The following is a 21,583-nucleotide window of genomic DNA, read 5'->3' as shown; positions in this document are numbered from 1 at the left end:
TGATATATAAGATACAAATTCTATAATTAAAACGATTCTTTTTGTCTACAAAATATATAATTTTGTAGACGTTTTTTATTTTCAAAATAAATATTACCGTGTATTATTAATAAGTGACAAATATAAATTGAAAGAGGTTTTAAATTTGAGAAAGCATCTGCTTTTGTCATTCATGATGTGTGCGTCTCTCCTATTAACTGGATGTACACATGATCATCATCAACACAAAGAGGTGAAAGTATCTCTTGCACGAGAATTTAACCCGAGCCAGTTAGATGCACAAGCGTTTGATGTTCCGATGCCTGTCTACAGTGCAATATACCAACCTCTTGTTACATATGGAGAAAATGGAAAGATTGAGCCTGGTTTGGCTAAATCTTGGAAAGTCTCTAATAACGGAAAAGATTATACGTTTCACTTAAAACACCATATTAAATTTAATGATGGTTCGAACTTTGATGCGAAAGCAGTCAAATTTTCAATTGAACGTGCGAAAGCGACAGATAAAACGAATCCTATGGAAACATTAGATAAACTGAAGTCGGTTACTATTAAAGATAACTATACTGTAGATATTCATTTGAAAATGCCATCAAATCAAGTATTAAATGAATTGTCACAAATACGTCCGCTACGTATCATGAGTCCACATGCGGTAAAAGATGGTAAAACCACTGGAAAATTTGAAAAAGCGATTGGTACAGGACCATTCAAAGTAGCAGATTCAACAAATGAGACTGTGACTTTTAAACCGAATCCTTATTATCACAACCATCATCCATTGGATTACGATTTAATTTTTCAAACAATTGAAGATAGCGATTCGAGACATCTTGCAATGGAAAGTCATTCTATTGATATTACAGGGGGTTCACTAGGACATTTGACTCCTCAACAAATCAAGGAATCATACCGTAATCAAGATTTAAAGGTAAAACAATATCCAAGTACAGAAACACAGTTCATGGCCTTTAATCCAGAGGTCTCATTACTTCAAAATAAAAAGATGCGCGAAGCAATCAGTAAAGCGATTAATACTGATCACTTATCATCAAATAAGCAGCTTAAAGGATTATTCCAAGACGGCGTAGAATTCGTGAATGATACAAATCAACACACCCATTCATATAATCCTACTCAAGCGACACGCTTATTAGAACAATTAGGCTATAAAAAAAATGATCGGGGCTACTTTGAAAAAAATGGACGTGACCTTTCTTTAAAATTAGCGCTCCAAACTGATGAATTTCCTGAATGGAAAACAAAAGCAGAAATTATGCAACAAGATTTGAAAAACGTAGGTATTCATTTGGATATTAACGTTTTAGATGCCCAAACGTATTATGAAACACTCACTATCCGAAAAGATTATGATCTTATTTTCTATCGTTCTTATACGAATGCGCTCATGCCATATAACTTTTTAAATGCACGCTTTAAGCAAGACGGAGATAAGCCCGGTATGTTCGCAAACGATGTTCAGCTAACAACAATGCTTAACCGCTTCTCAACCATTACCAATAAGGATGATCAACAACGTGCATTTAATCACATCTCACATCGCATCAATCAACAGTATCTTGAAGTGCCAATTGCTTATCCAAACGAAGTGTTTGTTACAAGTCCTAAAATTAAGCAATTCGAATTCTCAGGACAAACGGATGCACCCATTAATTACGATAAATTGAAGGTATCTCATCATGATTAGTATGATTAAACATTTACTTAAACTTATATTATATTTCATTATTATTTCGTTTATCTTATTTGTGCTACTTGAACATACAACTGGAAATCCAGCGATTCAATATCTACATGAACATGGTGTCGCACAAATCACAGATGAACGAATTAAGATGGCTCAAGATAAACTTGGATTAAGCCAAGCATTGCCTATTCGTTATTTACAATGGTTAGGTCATGCATTTACAGGCGATTTAGGCACGAGCTTTAGTAACGGCGAGCCTGTCACTGACCGTATTGCTAAAGCCGTTGCTCCTACCTTGAAACTTATTTTTATCTCAGCCATCATCTTATTTCCACTTGGCTATATTATTGGCTATCTCTGTGGGAATTATCCTAAGAAAAAGTGGTCTATATTCATATTACGTGCGTCTCAAGTGGTGACATCACTACCAGAATATTGGTTAGCCATTATTTTTATTTACTATTTCGGTGTGAAATGGCATCTTCTACCATTTGTTGGAAGTTATAGCTTTGAATACTTTATTCTACCTATCGCTATTTTAGTCTTAGTTGAAGGGGGTCATATGGTTTTACTCAGCAGTCATCTATTTGAACGTACACTTCGTAATGAAGCATACCAACTTGCCTCATTACGTCAGTTTAAATTAAAAGATCGTATTTACGTACAAGTTAAAGACATCTTAGCGCCATTACTTACGATTACAATTAATAATTTTATTCGTTTATTCAGTCGAGTCATTATTTTAGAAGTCATTTTTAGTATTTCAGGGTTAGGAAAATTGCTTATTATTAGTATTAATCTTCGGGATTATCCACTCATTCTAGGTATTCTAATGATGATGATTACAATCATTATGATATTGAATTTCCTGGGTGATATTTTACTAGAAAAAAGTGACCCTCGTTTGAATATGTCGAAAACGTTAGGAGGGCGAGTAACGTATGAAGATTAAACATTTCATATGGCCTATTGCAATAATCATTTTAGCTGTACTCGCTTATGCCCTATATGATAAAGCAAATCAAATTCATCAATCTCAAGCATTACGTCCCCCAAGTTTACATCATTTACTTGGTACGGATGATTTGGGTAGAGATTTTCTAACACGACTATTTGTAGGTAGCTTGATTACACTTGGTCTTACTGCATTCATTATGATAGGGACAATCGTGCTTGGACTGATCATTGGTCTTATTTCAGCTATAGTAGGTAAATGGTTAGATTCTATCATTATGGCACTTGCAGATATGTTAATCGCTTTACCCGCTATCATTATCGCGCTTGTCGTCCTTGGTTTTATTAATAATTCTGTAGTAGGATTATGTCTTGCACTCATCATCGGCTGGCTCGGTCGCTATTTGCGGTATTTCAGAAATTTAGCACGTGACACGATGACACAACCGTTCGTTAAATTTGCGCCACTTAGTGGGATGTCGAAGTTCCAAGTTACAATACATCACATTGTGCCACATCTCATCAGTGACATTATGGCACTTGTTACTGCAGATTTTGGTAAGTTAATGTTAAGTATTTCCGGTCTCGCCTTTATTGGTTTAGGAGTAAAACCCCCTATTCCTGAATTAGGCGCCATTTTACATGACGGTAAAAGTTATTTCTATTCTGCGCCCTGGTTATTTATCTTTCCAGGTGTCTTATTAGGAGGGTTCGCACTCATATGTCAAATACTCAATCGTCGTCACCTACATTAGATACAGTCCTTTATATCAATGATGTATCTGTTTATCACAAACATGAACCATTACTTAAACAGATACATTTAAAGATTGAAAAAGGAAGCTTTCATTGTTTAATTGGAGAAAGTGGGAGTGGTAAATCTTTACTTACACGTACTGTACTGAATATGAAAGAAGATGATTTAACCTATCGTGGTGAGATTCATCTCGATTTAACGCAAACAGATGCAATGTTCCAAGATGCGAATCGTAATTTTTTCCAAAATGTTCGTATCAAGCGACACTTTGATGCATTGTTTGACTCTATGTCATCTTCATTAACACGTGATCAACAAAAAGCATTTGTATTACGTCAATTTAAACATCTCGGATTGGACCAACCTGAATCCATTTATTATCAGTATCCTTTTGAATTGAGTGGTGGTATGGCACAACGAGTTGCACTTGTCATGGCTATTGTAAGAGAAGCACAGTTTTTAATTGCAGATGAACCGACTAGTGCGCTAGATCAACACAATCGTCATAGTTTAATGGCTCTACTGCATCATGTAGTGACAGAACATGATATGACAGTGCTATTTGTAACTCATGATTTAAACTTAGTCTTAAACTATGCAACACATATCAGTGTCATGCTAAACGGAAACATTGTAGAAACAGGGCGTGCTTCTGATATTTTACGTGATCCTCAGCATGCTTACACGAAGCAATTGATTGAACTAGCTAATAGGAGATATCAATATGTTACAGATTAAACAGTTAAATAAAGCTTTTTCTAATAAACAGATATTTAAAAATTTTAATTATACATTAGAGACACACGATCATTTATTGATAAGTGGCGTAAGTGGAAGCGGAAAGTCTACTTTGGCTCAAATTATTGCAGGATTAGATTCAAATTATCAAGGTACACTCATATATAACGATTTAGAACTTGGCCATATTTCACAACACAAATGGATGAAACATATCCAATATGTGCCTCAATATCATTCGAGTACACTTGATCCAAATAAAACAGTTCATTGGATATTAAAACAACCTTTAATTCATTTTCATTATCCTAAAGCTATACATGAGGACAGAATAAAAGAAGTCATGTCGCAATGTAAGTTAGAATCACAATTACTTGGTAAAAAAGTGAGTACTTTAAGTGGTGGCCAATTCCAAAGGCTATGGATAGCAAAAGCTTTGCTTGTAGAACCAGATGTCTTGATTTTAGATGAAGCAACAACAAATTTAGATATGGTGAACGAAGATATCATCTTACAAATGTTAAGAGAATTTCAACATTTACAGTTAATTATCATTACACATGATTCATATTTATTGAAAGCTTTACCTGGTAAACATTTAAATATTGGTTAATTCAAAATAAAGAGTGGGACAACGAGTTTTGTCTCACTCTTTTCATAAATAGTTCAAATATTTTATAAAGTAAGTTGTAGGTTGAAATCAGAGTATGTTATGTTCAAGTTGCAGTATACGTAGTTCAAATAAAAACATTAGAGGTGATACAACCATGACTCAACAAGGTATTACAGAAACACGTATGCATTCAGATTCAAATCTTGACTCTCATTATCATAAAAAAGATGAACATTATCCTAAAGGGAATCGCTTCTTAAATGTTCTTATTTTTATAGGATGGATGTTACTTGCTCAGATTCCTATTGTTCTTATTTTATTTATTACTAATTTTTCTGCAAAAATGGATGTTACAAGTGGAACATTAGCAACATTATTATTTATGCTGTTAGCCGCTGTCGTTATTTGGCTGGTTAGACGTTATTATCAACGGCATACATATGAGCCAATTAAACCGTTTAAACGCAAAGATATTATGATTAATATCGGATGGGCACTATTACTTCGCGTTATTGTCATTGGAATGAGTTTTCTAATGATGGCAATAACAGGTCAAGCACAGACAGAAAATGATAAGGCATTACTGGGTAACTTTCAAGGCGCGAAACCTTCTCCCGATCAACTTGGACAAGCGTTTCCTGTCATAGTATTTGCACTCACCCTTACGTTTGTAGCGCCCTATTTAGAAGAATTAATTTATCGAGGTATCTTTAAAGAAACGCTATTTAAACGTAGCAGTTTCTGGTTACCATTTATTTTATCCTCACTTATTTTTGCTTCCCAACATGGTATTTCAAATTGGGTTGCGGTCTTAATGTATATCATAATGGGGATGGTGTTCTATCTCGCTTATCATCGTCGTCATAACGTTAGAGATAGTATGATGGTTCATATGATTCATAATGGTGTAACGGGTATTGTGATTATTGTGAGTTACTTTATCGCAATGTTTAGCTAAAAAAGGATACCTGTTAAATGAAATCGACAACTATTTCGCCAAAAAAGGAGTGGAACGGAATTCATTTTGAATTCGTCGGTCCACTCCTTTTTTAATTCATTCGATCAATCTATATCAATATGATTTGAATCCTCATTAAATGTTTCAGTTTTAATATTTTTATCTTCCAAGAAATTGGCAATATCTTGTTTTTCTTGATCATTTACAATGTCTTGATCTTTATTCACTTGCTCAATATCATTAAAAATAGATGTATCATCATCCGATTTTAATGAGATTTCTAAACTTTTTTGCTCTATGCGATTGGCTGTTGAAATATAACGACTTATTTTATCAGTATAGATCACATAATCATTATTTGGCATCTGATTATTTTGAATGTATTGTGCAAAATTTGTATCATTCTCATTCTCTAATTGAACAAGCTTTTTTAATTTGTTCGCTTCTGTGTTAGATAACTTTTGATTGGAATATAATTTCATTTTATATGTATTCATCGTATCATTGATTTTTTTATCAATGTTACTATACGTTTTAATATCTTTTTTAATCGTTTTTTCAGAAATCTGTACATGTCGTACTGATGTTTTTTCAAAAACATGATCCGGTATTTTTGTATCTGGTTCTAGACTGATATCTTGATCATCAGAACTCTTATTTTCTTCTGTTGAATGTTCTTCTTGTGTTTTCGCATTGTCCGAAGGGTCACTCTCCTCTTTAGACAATCGATGACATCCCACTAAGCCAATAGATAATATGAGAATAAGTGTCACTATCACTATCTTTTTCATAACTTTTCTCCTTAACGACGTTTATTTATCTTTACTTTAAGTATAGAACAATTACAACTACTTTTGAATGCGTTATAAGTTGCTACCTTTATATGGCGTACGGCACATTAACAGAACAATAATCACAATGATATAGCCTATCGTAGAGACGATAGATGTTTCAAAACCAAACTGTCCTCCTGTAAGCACCATATTTTTAAAACGTAAAACATATTGAAAGACGTTATAGTCAGTTTCTTTTGTAGTGATATAAACGATTTGAAAGACATTCCAAAAGAAATGCAAGGTGATACTCGCCCAAATGGTGTTAAATCGATACGTTGCTATACCAAACATCATACCAACTAAAGTGCCACTAACTAACAATAAAAAGAAACTTGTCACATTTAGAGCACCATTCAATAAATGAATGACGCCAAAGAACAGTGAAGTAACGATGATTGCTATTCGAATGTTTGTTTTCTTTTCAATATAGCCCATTAAAAGACCTCGACACACCATTTCCTCGACAATAGCACCAGCTGCAGCTTGCATAAAAATAATGTAACTCAAGTCGTGTATCGTCTTACTGATTGAATTAAAATGATGTACCTTAAAATCTCCCGGTATAAAAATAAAATAAATCGCATATATTACGCACGGTAATGCAATCCCTAAAATCAAATAAATCGGATGAAATACAGGTTTTGTCATTCGATATGAAGATAGAGTTTCTTTAAATACATGAGTAATTATCCATCTTACGACGAGAAATGTAAGTAAAATATAAGTGATACTCGATAAAATCGTTCCGATTCCATAAAATGGTATAATTATATCAAATAATAGCGAGATTATTTGAGAAATTCCCATAATGATTATCGCTAAAAGAAACATACCAATAATTTTTATTATTTTCATTGTTATTCTCCAATATAAGTGATGTATATAAATTTATCATAGCATAGAAAAAAGAGTAAGATTGAATTGACAATGAATTCATTTTCCTACTCTCTTAATATTAAAAATCAATTTCTTTTTGCTATTTTAGATATATATGTAGAAGCTTTATTTTTGTCGTAAATCGTTAAACCAGTAATATCTTTTACATTTTTAGATGGTACAAGCAAGCTTACGATATAACCTAAAATAAAAGCAACTAAAAATGAAATAATTGATACGTAAAATGGTGAGTTTCCTCCACCTATTCCATGAAGTAAATAAGCGATAATTACTCCTGCAAATAGTCCGACAATGACACCAAATGTATTTGCACGTCTTGTGAATATCCCAACTGCAAATATTCCAGCTAACGGCACACCAAATAATCCAGTAATAAGTAAGAATAAATCCCATAAATTATTAGAATCTGCTGCAATTAAATACATCGAAATACCATAGCTTAATAAACCTGCTATCACAATAATTAATCGAGCAAATTTCACTTCTGATTTATCATCCTTTTTTCCAAAGAAGCGATGTTTAATATCTTCAGAAGTACATGCTGAAATTGAATTTAAACTTGATGAAATTGTTGATTGTGCTGCAGCGAATATTGCTGCAATAAGTAATCCACCAATAAATGGGGGCATTTCAGTCAAAATAAAATATGGAACAATTGATGATGTATTAAAACCTTTAGGCAATGTTTCTTGATGCTGATAAAATGAATACATCATCGTACCCATGCCATAGAAAATAGGCGCTGAAATTAGTGCTAAGACACCATTTGTCCATAATGATTTTTTGGTTTCTTCCATAGATTCTGATGCTTGATAACGTTGTACTACATCTTGGCTCGCTGTATATTGATGTAAATTATTAAAAATATTTCCCAGGAAAATAATTGGGATCGCCGCTGCTGCTGAGTTAAGTTTCCAATTATCTGCGCTAAGAATTTTTTTATTCGCAATAGCATCATGTACAATTGTGCCAAATCCACCTTTTATTTCAAAAGCACCGATGATAATGATAAGCAATGCTCCACCAAGTAAAATGACACCTTGGATAAAATCACTCCAAACGACTCCTTCGAATCCACCTAAAAATGTATATAAAATACATAAAATACCTACTAAACTTGCTACAATGTATGGATTAATATCAGATACAGCAGTTATTGCTAAAGTTGGTAAATAAATAACGATTGCAATACGTCCTAAGTGAAAAATAATAAATAATAATGATCCAATTAAACGTATACTTGGTCCAAATCGTGCTTCTAAATACTCATAAGCTGAAGTTACATGTAATTTTTTAAAGAATGGAACATAAAAAGCAATTAATATTGGAATGATTGCTACAATTGCAATATTTCCTGCTATATAGGCCCAATCAGTTAAAAAAGCTTTTTCAGGTGTAGACATAAACGTAATTGCACTTAATGTAGTCGCATAAATAGAAAAACCAATTGCCCACGATGGTAAACGTCCGCTTGCTTTAAAGAAACTATCAGTATCTTGGCTTGCACGTTTAGTAAAATAGGCACCTACTAATAACATTGCCACAAGATAGACGATAACTGCTATCCAATTCCATAACCCAAATCCTATATGTTGCATAAGGAACACCCCTTGTTTATATTCTGTCGTTTAAATTGTGTCGTAATTACAAGTTATAAGTTTCAATTAATTGATTTAATTCTTTACGATTTGCTTCATTAAATGGTGAAAATGGACGTTTAGGTACTCCACCATCGATGCCTCGTGTTTTTAATACTTCTTTTAAAGTAGGGTAAATACCCATGCTTAAAACTGTTTCAATAATATTATTAGTATCATGTTGAATTTTATAAGCTTCTTCAACTTTACCTTCACGAGCTAAATCATAAATTTGACGTGCACGACGGCCATTCACATTATATGTAGAACCAATTGCACCATCTACTTCAGAAATAACTGCTTGAACTAACATTTCATCAAATCCAGACAAAATCAACTTATCTGGAAATGCTTTTCTAATTCTTTCAAGTAAGAAGAAATTTGGCGCAGTATATTTTACTCCTACAATTTTTTCATTATTAAACAATTCTTCAAATTGGTTGATACTAATATTTACACCAGTCAAATCCGGAATGGCATAAATTATCATTTTATTTTGCGTTGCTTCAATAATATCGAAGTAATATTGCTTAATCTCTTCAAAAGAAAACGGATAATAGAATGGTGTTACTGCTGATAATGCATCATATCCTAAATTTGTGGCATACTTTCCAAGCTCGATGGCCTCATTTAAATCTAGTGAACCTACTTGAGCAATTAATTTCACATCATTTCCAACCGCTTCTTTTACAACTTTAAAGATTTGTTTCTTTTGTTCTTTACTAATTAAGAAATTTTCTCCAGAACTTCCATTTACATATAAACCGTCTAATTGTTCAACTTCTATTGCATTCTTTGCGATTTGTTTTAATCCTTCTTCTTTAACTTGACCATTTTCATCAAATGGGACAAGTAATGCTGCATATAATCCTTTTAATTGTTCTTCCATTCGAAATCCTCCAATATATGATCTGAATTTTTTATAATTTTATTATTAATTCAACAGCAATATATTCTATTTATATTTCGAATTGTAAACGCTATCATATTTTTATACAATACTATATGAAAAATATTAACAAATAATTCTAAATTTAATGAAAATAATTTTCAAATTAAAACTAGAGGACTAAAAATGATTTATAGTAGTTATAAAGAAAACTAAGGAGGTTTTTTATATGTATAAAATTGCAGTTGATATCGGGGGCACTAATATAAAACTTGCAGTAATTAACAATGAATTAAACATTATTGATTATAAAACTATTGCTACTCCAGACAATATTCACATTTTAATAACGAACGAAATATACTTAATCATTGATGCATTTATAAAAAAATATCAGCTTAAAAATCCTCAAATTGGTATCTCAAGTGCTGGCGTTGTAGATTCAACTCGTGGAGAAATTGTTTACACTGGACCAACTATTCAAAATTTTGATGGCACAAATTTTTTAAATGTTTTCAAGGAATTGTCCTCAAATATAACTGTTTACAATGATGTAGATGCAGCATTACTTGGGGAGCTTTCTTTGCATAATTATGAAGAAAATAACATCTTTTGTCTTACTTTAGGAACAGGAATTGGCGGTGCATTTTATAATAAATCTATTGGAATCTATCAAGGTGCACGTCATCGAGCAAATGAAATTGGTTATTTGCTTTATCGTTCTTCCGATGACAAAACATTTGAACAAAGAGCTTCAACTTCAGCGCTAAAAGATTTAATGCTATTACATCACTTTAAGTATGACACTAACGTACCAAAATTATTTGAATTAGCTGAAGAAAATGACACTGTAGCAATCAATATTTTAGAAGAGTGGAGCCATTCAGTAGCTGAAGGTATCGCTCAATTACAAATTATCTATGATCCTGAACTTATCTTGATTGGTGGAGGTATCTCTTCTCAAAAAGATACACTATTAAAATATATTAAGCCTAAAATTCATTATTACCTTCCGCCTCATTATGGAATAGCACGTCTTCAAACAACTCAAAGTGGTAATAATGCAGCTTTGTACGGTGCAATACAATAGTAGTTATAAACATGGAGGACTACGCATTCTAGTCCTCTTATTTATTTGCTCCCATGGTTTAGAACAACTTGACGTGTTTGTTGATAGAGTTTATGCATGTAAGGATCTCCAAGAAGAATGTAACTCACAAGATCTAATAAAAAGTGAGTTGCAATCTGTGAATTAATAAATCTTGAATCATTATTATTGGACTGCGCAGACGTAATCAGCACTAAATCTGCATTTTTAGTAATTGTGCTTCCTTCAAAATTAGTAATTACAACAACATAAGCGCCTTGATTTCGTGCTATTTTAGTCGCATCGATAAGCTCACTTGTTTCCCCACTATTTGAAATTGCTACAAACATATCATTCGATGATAATAATGACGCAGAAATCTTCATTTGATGAGCATCTGTGGATACTAAACCTTTTATACCCATACGCATGGCACGATAATAAAATTCACTTGCTGTTAAACCTGAACTCCCTAAACCTGCGAAATTCACCTGTCTACATGTTTTTAAATTATGTGCTAAGCGTTTAATTTTTTCCTCAGAAATAAACTCTCCAGTTTGTTGAATAATATTTTGATGATAACGATGTATAAGTTGTATTAATGGTGCATTTTCTACAGATTTCTCTGATTTTTCATGTTGCAAACTAAACTTCATATCTTGAAAATTATCGTAATTTAATTTGTTACTGAAACGCGTTATTGTAGCTGGCGATGTTTCAATTGCATAAGCCAATGAATTAATTGTTGAGAAACTATCATCAAGTGGATGCTTTTGTATATATTCTATAATTCGTTTATCTGTTTTTGTTAATAAATGACGACAACGCTGAACTCTATTTTCAAATTTCATTTTACAATCCTCCTCTTTACTCAATTAAATAGCTTATATCTAATTTATTATAAATGAAAATATTTTTCAATTTATAATTTTAAATTGATAATAATTTTCTTAATGTTATGATATGAGTAAATCAATTCAACAGTATTGTATAAATAACCACAAACTCGATATATTCTATTTATAAATATAAATGTTACGGAGTGAATGATATGTTACCACAAGGATTAATCGTTTCTTGCCAAGCTTTACCTGAAGAACCTTTACATTCTTCGTTCATTATGTCAAAAATGGCTTTAGCTGCTTATCAAGGCGGTGCAGTAGGTATACGTGCTAACTCTATAGAAGATATTGTAGCTATTCGCAAGGAAATCAATTTACCAGTTATCGGAATTGTTAAACGAGATTACACTAACTCAAGTGTATTTATAACTGCAACTTCAAAAGAGGTAAATGAACTCATTGAAAGCGGTTGTGAAGTCATTGCTTTAGATGCTACTAAACAAAAACGTCCAAAAGAATCTCTTGAAGAACTTGTGAAATATATTAGAGAAAAAGCGCCTGATATTGAAATTATGGCTGATATCTCAACGATTGAAGAAGCTATTTATGCAGATCAATTAGGTTTTGACTATATTGGAACCACTCTAAGAGGGTATACATCTTATACAAAGGGTCATATATTATATGAAAATGATTTTGAATTTTTAAAAGAAGTACTTAATCAAGTAAACACAAAAGTCATTGCAGAGGGTAATGTCATCACACCTGACATGTATAAAAAAGTGAACGAACTTGGTGTTCATTGTACAGTAGTTGGTGGTGCGATTACACGACCTAAACAAATTACCGAACGATTTGTTGAAGCAGTAAAAAATCATTCATAAACATATGGAGGCGTTTAGATGATGAAATTGATCAATTTAAAAAACAAATCTATCGCAAGTGATTATGTGGCAGTTGAGTTGTTAAAGTTAGTACAAAGTACGCCGACAGCTACTCTTGGATTAGCGACAGGTAATACGATGACAGAGATCTATCCACGATTATCTGAATTATTAACGGCAAATCGTGTGAATTTAAATGATATTAAAACATTTAACTTAGATGAGTATGTGGGTCTTAATTCATCACACCCTCAAAGCTACTACACATATATGCATGAGCTGTTATTTAATCATAACGAATGGAATGAAAATCATATCTACATTCCAAGAGGAGACGCACCTGATCTTGAAGACGAAGCACATGCTTATGAACAGCGTCTATCCTCTATAGGAGAACCCGATATTCAATTATTAGGTATTGGAAAAAATGGTCATATCGGTTTCAACGAACCAGGTACATCTTTTGATAGTCAAACACGAGTTGTAGATTTAACTGATTCTACGATTAAAGCAAATAGTATTCATTTTGATACGATTGATGATGTTCCAAAACAAGCCATTTCTATGGGATTACAATCTATTATGCGCGCAAAACGTATCATTTTATTAGCTTTTGGAGAACGTAAACAAGAAGCTATTGATCGTTTAGTGAATGGTTCAAAAACTGAAACATTACCTGCCTCTATTTTACAAACGCATCCGAATGTAGATATTATCATTGATGATGTCATATTTAATTATTTAAACCACTAAAAAGGACAGAACGTTCGAGTTCTGTCCCTTTTAATATGATAACTTTACTTCCTATGGATGTTTAAATAATTTTAAAAGCAATGAAATAATAATACAAACTATCGCAATAATTGCGAAAGTAATTAAGAAAATTAAATCCGTTTGAGTGAATTTCACACTGATATCTGACCAACTTTTAAAAGAACTATTATAAAGCGCATTGACCACCACAACTGCTAATAAAGCAATGACCGATAACCATCCTAAAGTAGTAAAGAAATTTTTTGCACTTGGAAATCTCAAATCATTTTGCATTATCTATCCCTCCTTTACTTCAACTTCATATATTATGTAGATTTACTATGTATATACACTAAACTTCATATATATAAACCTAAAAAGATAAAGAGATACTAAATTATTCATTTTTCACTATACGGGGAGTCTTAAAAATGATGAATGGTACCTGATTTAATTGTTGTATCCACTTGTATATGGTCGTCAACAATTACGATATCTGCATCTTTTCCTATGCTTAAGCTTCCTTTTTGCTTATCTATATTAAGCGCAATGGCTTGATTTAAACTTGCCACTCGCCATAAGTGGTCTAAACTATCATGCGTAAATTGAATTAAGTTATGCAGTCCTTCATTCATTTTTAAAATACTGCCTGCAAGTGCGCCATTTTCTAAACGTGCTTCTTTCCCTTTAACAATCACATTTTGTCCACCTAAATCATACTCACCATCTTTCATACCTTTGGCACGCATGGCATCTGTAATTAAATACATGTGAGTAGGTCCTTTTTGCTTATATGCAATATCTACAGCAGCAGGATGTGAATGAATACCATCACCAATAATTTCAGTGTTTAAACTTTGATTGGTCCAAGCGGCACCAAATACACCTGGATTACGATGCTCAAAAGGTGTTGCAGCGTTGTAAAGATGCGTTACATGTTTCGCACCTCGTTCTACCGCTTCATTTGCTTCTTCAAATGTGGCGACAGTATGTCCCATTGAAAAAATAATCTCATCACGCAATTCATTTAACGTGTCATGAGCGCCTTCGACTTCTGGCGCAAAAGTAATGATTTTAATTAATCCTTTCGCTACCTCTTGAAAATGTCGAATTTTATCAACAGTGGGACGTTGTACATATTTAGGATTTTGAGCACCCACTTTATGTTCAGAAATAAATGGTCCTTCTAAATGTACACCACCGATTTCAGCTGCTTCACCTAACGTTTGATTTTCATAACATGCGACAATATTTTTTAATGCTTTTTCAATATTCTCATCAGATTGCGTCATCGTTGTTGCTAAAAATGTTGTTGTCCCTTCAGACAATAATTGTTTAGCTAAATGATTTAAGCCGTCATACGATGCATCCATCGCATCTTCTCCATAGCCACCATGAATATGAATATCGATAAAACCTGGTAACACATGCTTTCCTGCTACATCTATTTGATTTAAATGACCTTTATAATCACCTTTTTGAATATCACTAATTTTGCCATTTTCTACGACAAGATACCCTTTTTCAATAACTTGTGCTTCCGTATAAATTCTTCCATTTGTAATGACATATTGAGACATGATACCCCTTCTTTTCTATAAAATTTCTTATCATTTCAAAGATATTATATCATTTCATATTGTCATCATTAGGCAATTTCTTCTTTTGGAAAAAATTTTCAAATTTAATGTTAACTTTCTTTAAACTAATTTATAAACGATTAAAATGAATTTTGAAAATATTCATAATTATATGTATAATCAAAACAACTATTTTATAAAGGGATGACTTAATTAATTCATGAATGACAAACGTAAAAGAAATAACAGACTGGTTTATATCATTTCAGTGTCTATTATTATTATTATCACTGCAATTGCTGGTATATTTCCTAAGACATTTGGTACACACGCTCAAACGATGTACGATTTTATTTCAAATACTTTTGGTTGGCTTTTCTTACTTATTATATTTATTTTAGATATTTTTCTAATTTCTTTAGCTGCTTCTAGATATGGTCGGTTCAAATTAGGAGACGATAATGAAGAACCTGAATTTTCTTTCATGTCATGGATTGGCATGTTATTTTCTGCTGGCTTAGGTGTTGGTATTGTCTTTTGGGGAGTTGCAGAACCACTGACACACTATCTTCATTCTCCTTTCCCAGGAAAAGTGCCAGATCAATCACCAGAATCTGCACGTCTTGCTATGGGTTATACCTTTTTTCATTGGGGAATCTCACAATGGTCTATTTTTGCAATGGCTGGGCTTATCGTCGCATACTTTCAATTCCGTAAAAAACGAGATGGTTTAATTTCTACTGCTATGGAACCTGTCTTCGGTGAAGCCTATAAACGTCCTTTTCGAAATATCATTGATATCTTAGCAATTATTGCTACCGTAATGGGGATAGCAACATCAATTGGACTGGGTATTATGCAAATTAGTGGGGGGTTAAATCATGTCTTCCAGGTACCAAATAACAATATCACTAAAATTTCGATTACAGTATTAATGATGATTATTTTCATTGGATCTGGTATTACAGGTCTAGGACGAGGCGTAAAATGGCTGAGTAACCTTAATATTATATTAGGCGCTTTATTACTTGTTTTCATGCTTATCTTCGGGGATTTAAAATTTATCTTTGAATCTTACACACTTGCTATCGGAGACTACATAAGACACTTTGTCGAATATAGTTTACGTATTGATCCGTATACAAATAACAATGCTTGGATTCAACAATGGACTGTCTTCTATTGGGCATGGGTTATTTCTTGGTCACCATTTATTGGAGGTTTCGTTGCACGTGTATCACGCGGTCGCACCATTCGAGAATTTATTATGTGTGTGCTTATAGTACCTCCACTCATTTCATTCGTTTGGATTTGTGGCTTCGGTGGTATGGCTGTCAAAATTGCTATGGGTGGCGATAAAATTGCTAGTCTTGTAGATAAAGATTATACGGTTGCTTTATTTGAATTATTATCAAAATTTCCATTATCTGATATTACAAGTGGCCTTGCCATTTTGTTAATCTTTTTATTCATTGTCACAAGTGCTGACTCAACAACGCATATTGTTGCTGGAATGGCTACTGGAGGCAGTGAAAATCCAAAAATAAAACACAAAGTCATTTGGGGTTTACTTATTGGGGCTATTTCAGTAGCAATGACTATAGCAGGGGGATTAACAAGCTTACAAACAGCTTCTGTCGTTACTGGTTTACCATTTTCAATCATTTTACTTTTGATGACTATTTCAATTATGCGTGCCTTACGACGAGAACATACAAAACATTTCCAAATGTCATATGTTAAGGATGATAAAGATTACTCTATTCCACTCGAAAAACGCGAAAAGGATAGTAAAACTCTAAATAATGATCATTCGGAAAAATCATAAACATAAATTTATATGTATTTAATTGACTCATTACTATGTAGTATGAAACTCTAATAACAAAAATAAAAACGTTCTCCCTATTTTTTAGTGAGAACGTTTCTTTTATCTATATATCATTACCCATCTATCTCAAATCCCATATCTTCAATCATTTGGTAATCGAGTTCATTAGGCTGTCCGCCTGTCACTAAGTAATCGCCTACAAAGATAGAGTTAGCCGCTTGAAGTGCAGTTGCTTGAAGTGAACGTAAATTGACTTCACGACCACCCGCAATTCGAATTTCTTTTGTGGGATTAATCAGTCTAAACAGAGCTAAGATACGTAAACACTTTGTTGGAGATAATAAGTCTAACCCACCAAACTTGGTACCTTTAATCGGATGTAAGAAATTTACTGGAATACTATCTGCATCAATCTCTTTCAACGCAAATGCCATATCGATAATATCTTCATCTGTTTCTCCCATTCCACAAATCACGCCAGAACAAGGTGAAATGTGATGTGCTTTCATCACTTCAACTGTATTCACACGGTCTTCATATGTATGTGTTGTCACAACTTCCTCGTGATAACGTTCACTTGTATTTAAATTATGATTATACCGATCGACACCAGCTTCTTTTAACTGTGTTGCTTGTTCATCATCAACCAAACCTAAACACGCACAAATTTTAAGTTGTGGATGAATAGCTTTAATATCTTCTACCGTATCACAAATATGATTTACTTCTTTATTCGAAGGACCACGTCCACTCATCACAATACAATAGGTTCCAATTTTATGGTCTGTCGCGACTTGTGCCCCTGCTTTAATTTGTTCTTGATCTACCAAAGCATAACGCTGTTTTTCTTTCATTTTGACAGATTGACCACAGTAACCACAATCTTCCGGACAAATGCCACTTTTAGCATTGAGAATCATATTAAGTTTTACTTTTTTACCATAATAATGCTTTCTTACTATATAGGCTTCATTTAATAATTCAAACGTATCAATCGTCTCGTCTTGAAATAGACTTAGACACTCTTCTTTAGTTAACGCTTCTCCATTCAATACACGTTCTGCTAGATTTAATGTCATGATGTTTGTCACTCCTATCTTTTAAAATACACTAATAAAACTCATAATTGTAAACTTTATATAATTATAAGTTTACATTATTCCTTGATTAAATCAAAGGATATTTTAAAATGAAATGGTCTATGAATATAATCTCAGACAATCCGAAGTAGAACTTGTAACTATTAGATATTTGAATAACTCATAAAAAAACTTGAGCCTACATATGTAAAATACATATATTAGGCTCAAGCGATTTAATATAACTATTTATTTTGTAATACGTGTACCAATTTTACCTTCTAACGCATCATCTAAACCTGATAAAGAAGTAATCAACACACTACCTTTGGGATTCTTTTCAATAAATTGAAGGGCTGCTTCTACTTTTGGCAACATACTGCCTTTCGCAAATTGATTATCGGCAATATATCCTTTCATATCATCGACTGTAACGTCACCTAGTCCTTCTTGATTGTCTTTTCCGTAATTAATATAAACATAATCAACGGCTGTTAAAATAATTAATTGATCCGATTGTAAATGAGCGGCAAGTAATGCACTTGTCTTATCTTTATCAATGACTGCATCGACACCTTGATAACGATCTTGTTCCTTAACAACTGGGATACCGCCACCACCCGCTGCAATCACAAGCGTGCCATGTTTAATGAGTGTTTCAATACTATCAAGTTCAACAATATTAATAGGTTGAGGAGAGGGCACAACGCGACGGTACCCACGTCCTGCATCTTCCATAAAAGTATATCCTTTTTCTTCTTTTGTTTTTTCAGCTTGTTCTTTAGTATAGAATAGTCCAATTGGTTTTGTTGGTGATTGAAACGCTGGATCATCACTCGCGACTTCGACTTGTGTTACGAGTGTTACAACTTCTTTCTTGATACCTAAAGTATGGAGTTCGTTAAGTAAACTTTCTTGCATTTGATAACCGATATACGCCTGACTCATTGCGCCACATTCAGGGAATGGAAAAGGCGGGCCTTGTTCATGTTCTGCTGCATAATTTAATCCTAAATTAATACTTCCCACTTGTGGTCCATTCCCATGACTAATGACAACTTCATATCCTTTGTTGATTAAACCAACTAATGATTGAGCTGTTCCTTTTACAAGCTCTAATTGTTCTTTCGGTGATTCTCCTAAAGCATTACCACCTAATGCGACCACGATTTTAGACATCCATAGGTCCCCCTTTTTCTCTATTCGCCTAAAGTTGCCACCATTACTGCTTTAATCGTATGTGCTCTGTTTTCGGCTTCTTGAAAGACAACAGAACGATCACTTTCGAAAACCTCATCTGTGACTTCCATTTCATTCAAACCATATTTTTCTTTAATTTGTTTACCAATTTCTGTTTCTGTATTATGGAAAGCAGGTAAACAGTGTTCAAAAATGGTATGTGGATTGCCTGTTTTTTCTATTAATTCTTTTGTTACACGATAAGGTTCTAATAATTTAATACGTTCTTCCCAAATATCATCGGGCTCACCCATCGACACCCACACATCTGTAGCAATCACATCCGATCCTTTCACCCCTTGGTCAATATTGTCAGTCACTAAAATAGTACCGCCATTTTTATCAGCCAATGACTGGCATGTTTCTAGTAACTCATCTTTAGGTCTTAACTCTTTCGGACACACAAGATGAAAAGTCATCCCCATAATCGCTGCGCCTTGCATCAATGCATTTGCCATATTATTACGTCCATCACCAATATATGTGAAATGAATGTCTTCATAAGGTTTTTTTAATACTTCTTTTGCAGTTAAAAAATCAGCAAGCACTTGTGTTGGATGATCTTCATTCGTTAAACCATTCCAAACCGGCACACCCGCATATTCTGCAATTTCTTCAATAGTACGTTGAGAAAATCCGCGATATTCGATACCGTCATACATACCACCTAAAACACGAGCCGTATCTTTAGCCGTTTCTTTCACTCCCATTTGTGTACCTGTCGGCCCAAGATACGTCACATGAGCACCTTGATCATAAGCGGCTGTTTCAAACGCACAACGTGTGCGTGTAGAATTTTTTTCGAAAATTAAAGCAATAGTTTTACCTTTAAGTTTTTGTTGTTCAATACCAGCATATTTTGCACGTTTTAAATCTTCAGAGAGATTAAGTAAGAATTCCATTTCTTTTTTTGAAAAGTCAAGTAATGTTAAAAAATTTCTATTTCTTAAATTTTGCATCTTGAGCCACTCCTTTGTCAGAGATTTAACATTTAAAACCCAATACATAGAATGTGTATTGATAGTACAATATGTGTAACTTTTTATTATATTATTACATAAAAAATATAAGATAGAAATTCAAAACATATAACAAAAAAAACTTCTTTGCCATATTTTGACAAAGAAGTCACTCATATTTATGCTGTTTTAACTTTTCTTTTTGCTTCACGATCTATCATATCTTGTTTTGTAACAATTGGATATTTTTTGAATGCAAGAGAACCAAGGAAGCCTGCTAAACCACCTACAATGGCCATTACAACACCATAGATAATCACTTTCATTGGACTATTAAAGCCAAACATCACTAAGAATCCTGCAATTGGTGTTGCTGTCCCTGTTGCATCATTGATCATACCAGATAAAGCGATAATTAAACCTGCAGCAGCTCCTCCAAAGAAGTTTGTCACATACACTGGTATCGGATTAGCAGAGACAATATCAGCTTGAGATAACGGTTCAATACTTACTGAAATCGTTGACTTACGATCTCCTAATTTTAAACGATGGAAAATCGTACCATTCATAAATGCCGAACTAAATGCAGCCATAGCACCAATGGCCATTGGCACGCCAGTTAAACCAAGTAAGGCGGTTAAAGCCATTGAACTTAACGGCGCTGTACCTACAACAGTAATAATGCCTCCAAGAATAATCCCCATAATAATTGGATTTGTGTCCGTACTACTTTTAATAATGTCACCAATTTTTAGTAATGTATTATTCACTACTGGCGTTAAACCCGTCGCAATTAAACGTGCAAGTGGTGCAAGAAGAACGATTGAACCAATAAGATCTACACCATCTGGAACATATTTTTCTGTATATTTCATAAGATAACCTACAATATAACCAGCAAAGAAGCCTGGAAGTAAGTCTAAACCACCACAAGCAGCTCCGATAACTAATGCATACACAGGTGAAACACCAATAGCTAAGGCCGTTAACCCAGCAGCAGCGACACCACCAAGACCTCCCGCAGCGTCACCTAGTTGTTCTAAAAATTTAATACCAAATACTTCTCCACCTACATATTTGTTAAAAGCTTCTACTAAAAATGTCGCAATAGCTGCGTTGGCTAAAGCTCCCATTGCACGCATACCACTAGGTGCTTTATATGTAAATAACGTAAAAATCACTAAGACTAAAACTAAAAACAACGTACCAATTAATAAATCCATAATCTACTGTCATCCCCTTATATTTAATTTAGATGTGAGGTATGGCTTCAAATCGAACAATATCTCACTACTTACTTTCTTCCTTAGTAGACAGTTTACTAAAAAACGAAATATATTTC

General features: G+C 33.4%; 21 protein-coding genes and 1 pseudogene. 11 read left to right on the top strand and 11 right to left on the bottom strand.

Features of this window, described 5'->3' with window-relative positions; translation table 11 throughout:
• The first annotated feature begins 145 nt into the window (after nucleotides 1-145).
• From NST64_RS00845 to NST64_RS00820, 6 genes are all read left to right on the top strand, one after another.
• Nucleotides 146-1,708 (top strand): nickel ABC transporter substrate-binding protein, encoded by a 1,563-nt coding sequence (locus NST64_RS00845; RefSeq protein WP_039984114.1) that lies wholly within the window; start codon nucleotides 146-148, stop codon nucleotides 1,706-1,708.
• Nucleotides 1,701-2,660 carry an ABC transporter permease gene (locus NST64_RS00840; RefSeq protein WP_340731016.1) on the top strand — a complete coding sequence of 320 codons (960 nt, stop codon included), beginning with the start codon at nucleotides 1,701-1,703 and terminating at the stop codon, nucleotides 2,658-2,660. Before NST64_RS00845 ends, NST64_RS00840 begins: the two co-directional genes overlap by 8 nt.
• Nucleotides 2,650-3,417 carry an ABC transporter permease gene (locus NST64_RS00835; RefSeq protein WP_002449346.1) on the top strand — a complete coding sequence of 256 codons (768 nt, stop codon included), beginning with the start codon at nucleotides 2,650-2,652 and terminating at the stop codon, nucleotides 3,415-3,417. The genes NST64_RS00840 and NST64_RS00835 overlap by 11 nt, the downstream gene beginning before the upstream one ends.
• Nucleotides 3,384-4,157 (top strand): ATP-binding cassette domain-containing protein, encoded by a 774-nt coding sequence (locus NST64_RS00830; RefSeq protein WP_017175528.1) that lies wholly within the window; start codon nucleotides 3,384-3,386, stop codon nucleotides 4,155-4,157. The genes NST64_RS00835 and NST64_RS00830 overlap by 34 nt, the downstream gene beginning before the upstream one ends.
• Nucleotides 4,144-4,770, top strand: a complete 627-nt coding sequence (locus tag NST64_RS00825) for an ATP-binding cassette domain-containing protein (RefSeq protein WP_002449241.1) — start codon at nucleotides 4,144-4,146, stop codon at nucleotides 4,768-4,770. The genes NST64_RS00830 and NST64_RS00825 overlap by 14 nt, the downstream gene beginning before the upstream one ends.
• Nucleotides 4,771-4,924: 154 nt before the next feature.
• Complete coding sequence (locus NST64_RS00820) at nucleotides 4,925-5,728, top strand: CPBP family intramembrane glutamic endopeptidase (protein WP_002449357.1); 804 nt, start codon at nucleotides 4,925-4,927, stop codon at nucleotides 5,726-5,728.
• 104 nt (nucleotides 5,729-5,832) lie between these two features.
• Here NST64_RS00820 and NST64_RS00815 read toward each other — a convergent pair whose 3' ends face one another.
• The 4 genes from NST64_RS00815 to NST64_RS00800 all read right to left on the bottom strand — a co-directional run bounded on the left by NST64_RS00815 (nucleotide 5,833) and on the right by NST64_RS00800 (nucleotide 9,987).
• The gene (locus NST64_RS00815; protein ID WP_002449408.1) at nucleotides 5,833-6,519 is read right to left on the bottom strand and encodes an NDxxF motif lipoprotein; all 687 of its coding nucleotides are present in this window, start codon (nucleotides 6,517-6,519) and stop codon (nucleotides 5,833-5,835) included.
• A 72-nt stretch (nucleotides 6,520-6,591) separates the two neighbouring features.
• Nucleotides 6,592-7,419, bottom strand: a complete 828-nt coding sequence (locus NST64_RS00810) for a CPBP family intramembrane glutamic endopeptidase (protein WP_049418088.1) — start codon at nucleotides 7,417-7,419, stop codon at nucleotides 6,592-6,594.
• A 107-nt stretch (nucleotides 7,420-7,526) separates the two neighbouring features.
• Nucleotides 7,527-9,059, bottom strand: a complete 1,533-nt coding sequence (locus NST64_RS00805; RefSeq protein ID WP_002454702.1) for a sodium:solute symporter — start codon at nucleotides 9,057-9,059, stop codon at nucleotides 7,527-7,529.
• A gap of 46 nt (nucleotides 9,060-9,105) precedes the next feature.
• Nucleotides 9,106-9,987 carry an N-acetylneuraminate lyase gene (locus NST64_RS00800; RefSeq protein ID WP_340731015.1) on the bottom strand — a complete coding sequence of 294 codons (882 nt, stop codon included), beginning with the start codon at nucleotides 9,985-9,987 and terminating at the stop codon, nucleotides 9,106-9,108.
• A gap of 229 nt (nucleotides 9,988-10,216) precedes the next feature.
• Here NST64_RS00800 and NST64_RS00795 point away from each other — a divergent pair, with 229 nt between their 5' ends.
• Entirely contained in the window at nucleotides 10,217-11,077 is an 861-nt protein-coding gene (locus NST64_RS00795) for an ROK family protein (protein ID WP_049418091.1), read from the top strand.
• A gap of 41 nt (nucleotides 11,078-11,118) precedes the next feature.
• On the opposite strand, the gene NST64_RS00790 is transcribed toward NST64_RS00795, so the two are convergent.
• Nucleotides 11,119-11,925, bottom strand: a complete 807-nt coding sequence (locus tag NST64_RS00790) for a MurR/RpiR family transcriptional regulator (protein ID WP_002449281.1) — start codon at nucleotides 11,923-11,925, stop codon at nucleotides 11,119-11,121.
• Nucleotides 11,926-12,125: 200 nt separating this feature from the next.
• Here NST64_RS00790 and NST64_RS00785 point away from each other — a divergent pair, with 200 nt between their 5' ends.
• Together NST64_RS00785 and nagB are read left to right on the top strand one after the other, a co-directional pair.
• A complete protein-coding gene (locus NST64_RS00785; RefSeq protein WP_002449363.1) occupies nucleotides 12,126-12,800 on the top strand; it encodes an N-acetylmannosamine-6-phosphate 2-epimerase in 675 nt (224 codons plus the stop codon).
• 21 nt (nucleotides 12,801-12,821) lie between these two features.
• A complete protein-coding gene (gene nagB / locus NST64_RS00780) occupies nucleotides 12,822-13,553 on the top strand; it encodes a glucosamine-6-phosphate deaminase (protein WP_049418120.1) in 732 nt (243 codons plus the stop codon).
• Between the two features lie 51 nt (nucleotides 13,554-13,604).
• On the opposite strand, the gene NST64_RS00775 is transcribed toward nagB, so the two are convergent.
• Both NST64_RS00775 and nagA read right to left on the bottom strand, forming a co-directional pair.
• A complete protein-coding gene (locus NST64_RS00775; protein WP_002449323.1) occupies nucleotides 13,605-13,847 on the bottom strand; it encodes a hypothetical protein in 243 nt (80 codons plus the stop codon).
• Between the two features lie 131 nt (nucleotides 13,848-13,978).
• A complete protein-coding gene (nagA, locus tag NST64_RS00770; RefSeq protein WP_049418094.1) occupies nucleotides 13,979-15,133 on the bottom strand; it encodes an N-acetylglucosamine-6-phosphate deacetylase in 1,155 nt (384 codons plus the stop codon).
• 220 nt (nucleotides 15,134-15,353) lie between these two features.
• On the opposite strand from nagA, the gene NST64_RS00765 reads away from it, so the two are divergent.
• A complete protein-coding gene (locus NST64_RS00765; protein ID WP_049418096.1) occupies nucleotides 15,354-16,961 on the top strand; it encodes a BCCT family transporter in 1,608 nt (535 codons plus the stop codon).
• Between the two features lie 116 nt (nucleotides 16,962-17,077).
• Here NST64_RS00765 and bioB read toward each other — a convergent pair whose 3' ends face one another.
• From bioB to NST64_RS00745, 4 genes are all read right to left on the bottom strand, one after another.
• Nucleotides 17,078-18,043, bottom strand: a complete 966-nt coding sequence (gene bioB / locus NST64_RS00760; RefSeq protein WP_002454695.1) for a biotin synthase BioB — start codon at nucleotides 18,041-18,043, stop codon at nucleotides 17,078-17,080.
• Nucleotides 18,044-18,292: 249 nt separating this feature from the next.
• Nucleotides 18,293-19,222, bottom strand: coding sequence for a carbamate kinase (gene arcC, locus NST64_RS00755; protein WP_049418097.1), 930 nt, complete (start codon nucleotides 19,220-19,222; stop codon nucleotides 18,293-18,295).
• 20 nt (nucleotides 19,223-19,242) lie between these two features.
• A complete protein-coding gene (gene argF / locus NST64_RS00750) occupies nucleotides 19,243-20,241 on the bottom strand; it encodes an ornithine carbamoyltransferase (RefSeq protein ID WP_002454693.1) in 999 nt (332 codons plus the stop codon).
• A 179-nt stretch (nucleotides 20,242-20,420) separates the two neighbouring features.
• Nucleotides 20,421-21,422: a PTS sugar transporter subunit IIC gene (locus NST64_RS00745; RefSeq protein ID WP_241961017.1), complete on the bottom strand. Its 1,002-nt coding sequence runs from the start codon at nucleotides 21,420-21,422 to the stop codon at nucleotides 20,421-20,423.
• Between NST64_RS00745 and NST64_RS00740 the strand changes: the two are divergent.
• Nucleotides 21,382-21,465: pseudogene (locus NST64_RS00740) on the top strand (hypothetical protein); the annotation flags it as partial. The gene NST64_RS00745 and the pseudogene NST64_RS00740 overlap by 41 nt on opposite strands.
• Between the last annotated feature and the right edge of the window lie 118 nt (nucleotides 21,466-21,583).

Origin of the sequence: Staphylococcus sp. FSL W8-1268, assembly GCF_038003965.1 — a bacterium.
Classification (GTDB): domain Bacteria; phylum Bacillota; class Bacilli; order Staphylococcales; family Staphylococcaceae; genus Staphylococcus; species Staphylococcus hominis.
Note: the sequence above shows the minus strand (reverse complement) of the source record. Positions and strands in the feature narration are given on the sequence as shown.

Excerpts from the sequence above, each read along its gene's own strand:
- NST64_RS00840 (WP_340731016.1), top strand. The coding sequence starts at position 1,701 with ATGATTAGTATGATTAAACATTTACTTAAACTTATATTATATTTCATT.
- NST64_RS00835 (WP_002449346.1), top strand. The coding sequence starts at position 2,650 with ATGAAGATTAAACATTTCATATGGCCTATTGCAATAATCATTTTAGCT.
- NST64_RS00830 (WP_017175528.1), top strand. The coding sequence starts at position 3,384 with ATGTCAAATACTCAATCGTCGTCACCTACATTAGATACAGTCCTTTAT.
- NST64_RS00825 (WP_002449241.1), top strand. The coding sequence starts at position 4,144 with ATGTTACAGATTAAACAGTTAAATAAAGCTTTTTCTAATAAACAGATA.
- NST64_RS00820 (WP_002449357.1), top strand. The coding sequence starts at position 4,925 with ATGACTCAACAAGGTATTACAGAAACACGTATGCATTCAGATTCAAAT.
- NST64_RS00815 (WP_002449408.1), bottom strand. The coding sequence starts at position 6,519 with ATGAAAAAGATAGTGATAGTGACACTTATTCTCATATTATCTATTGGC.
- NST64_RS00810 (WP_049418088.1), bottom strand. The coding sequence starts at position 7,419 with ATGAAAATAATAAAAATTATTGGTATGTTTCTTTTAGCGATAATCATT.
- NST64_RS00805 (WP_002454702.1), bottom strand. The coding sequence starts at position 9,059 with ATGCAACATATAGGATTTGGGTTATGGAATTGGATAGCAGTTATCGTC.
- NST64_RS00800 (WP_340731015.1), bottom strand. The coding sequence starts at position 9,987 with ATGGAAGAACAATTAAAAGGATTATATGCAGCATTACTTGTCCCATTT.
- NST64_RS00795 (WP_049418091.1), top strand. The coding sequence starts at position 10,217 with ATGTATAAAATTGCAGTTGATATCGGGGGCACTAATATAAAACTTGCA.
- NST64_RS00790 (WP_002449281.1), bottom strand. The coding sequence starts at position 11,925 with ATGAAATTTGAAAATAGAGTTCAGCGTTGTCGTCATTTATTAACAAAA.
- NST64_RS00785 (WP_002449363.1), top strand. The coding sequence starts at position 12,126 with ATGTTACCACAAGGATTAATCGTTTCTTGCCAAGCTTTACCTGAAGAA.
- nagB (WP_049418120.1), top strand. The coding sequence starts at position 12,822 with ATGAAATTGATCAATTTAAAAAACAAATCTATCGCAAGTGATTATGTG.
- NST64_RS00775 (WP_002449323.1), bottom strand. The coding sequence starts at position 13,847 with ATGCAAAATGATTTGAGATTTCCAAGTGCAAAAAATTTCTTTACTACT.
- nagA (WP_049418094.1), bottom strand. The coding sequence starts at position 15,133 with ATGTCTCAATATGTCATTACAAATGGAAGAATTTATACGGAAGCACAA.
- NST64_RS00765 (WP_049418096.1), top strand. The coding sequence starts at position 15,354 with ATGAATGACAAACGTAAAAGAAATAACAGACTGGTTTATATCATTTCA.
- bioB (WP_002454695.1), bottom strand. The coding sequence starts at position 18,043 with ATGACATTAAATCTAGCAGAACGTGTATTGAATGGAGAAGCGTTAACT.
- arcC (WP_049418097.1), bottom strand. The coding sequence starts at position 19,222 with ATGTCTAAAATCGTGGTCGCATTAGGTGGTAATGCTTTAGGAGAATCA.
- argF (WP_002454693.1), bottom strand. The coding sequence starts at position 20,241 with ATGCAAAATTTAAGAAATAGAAATTTTTTAACATTACTTGACTTTTCA.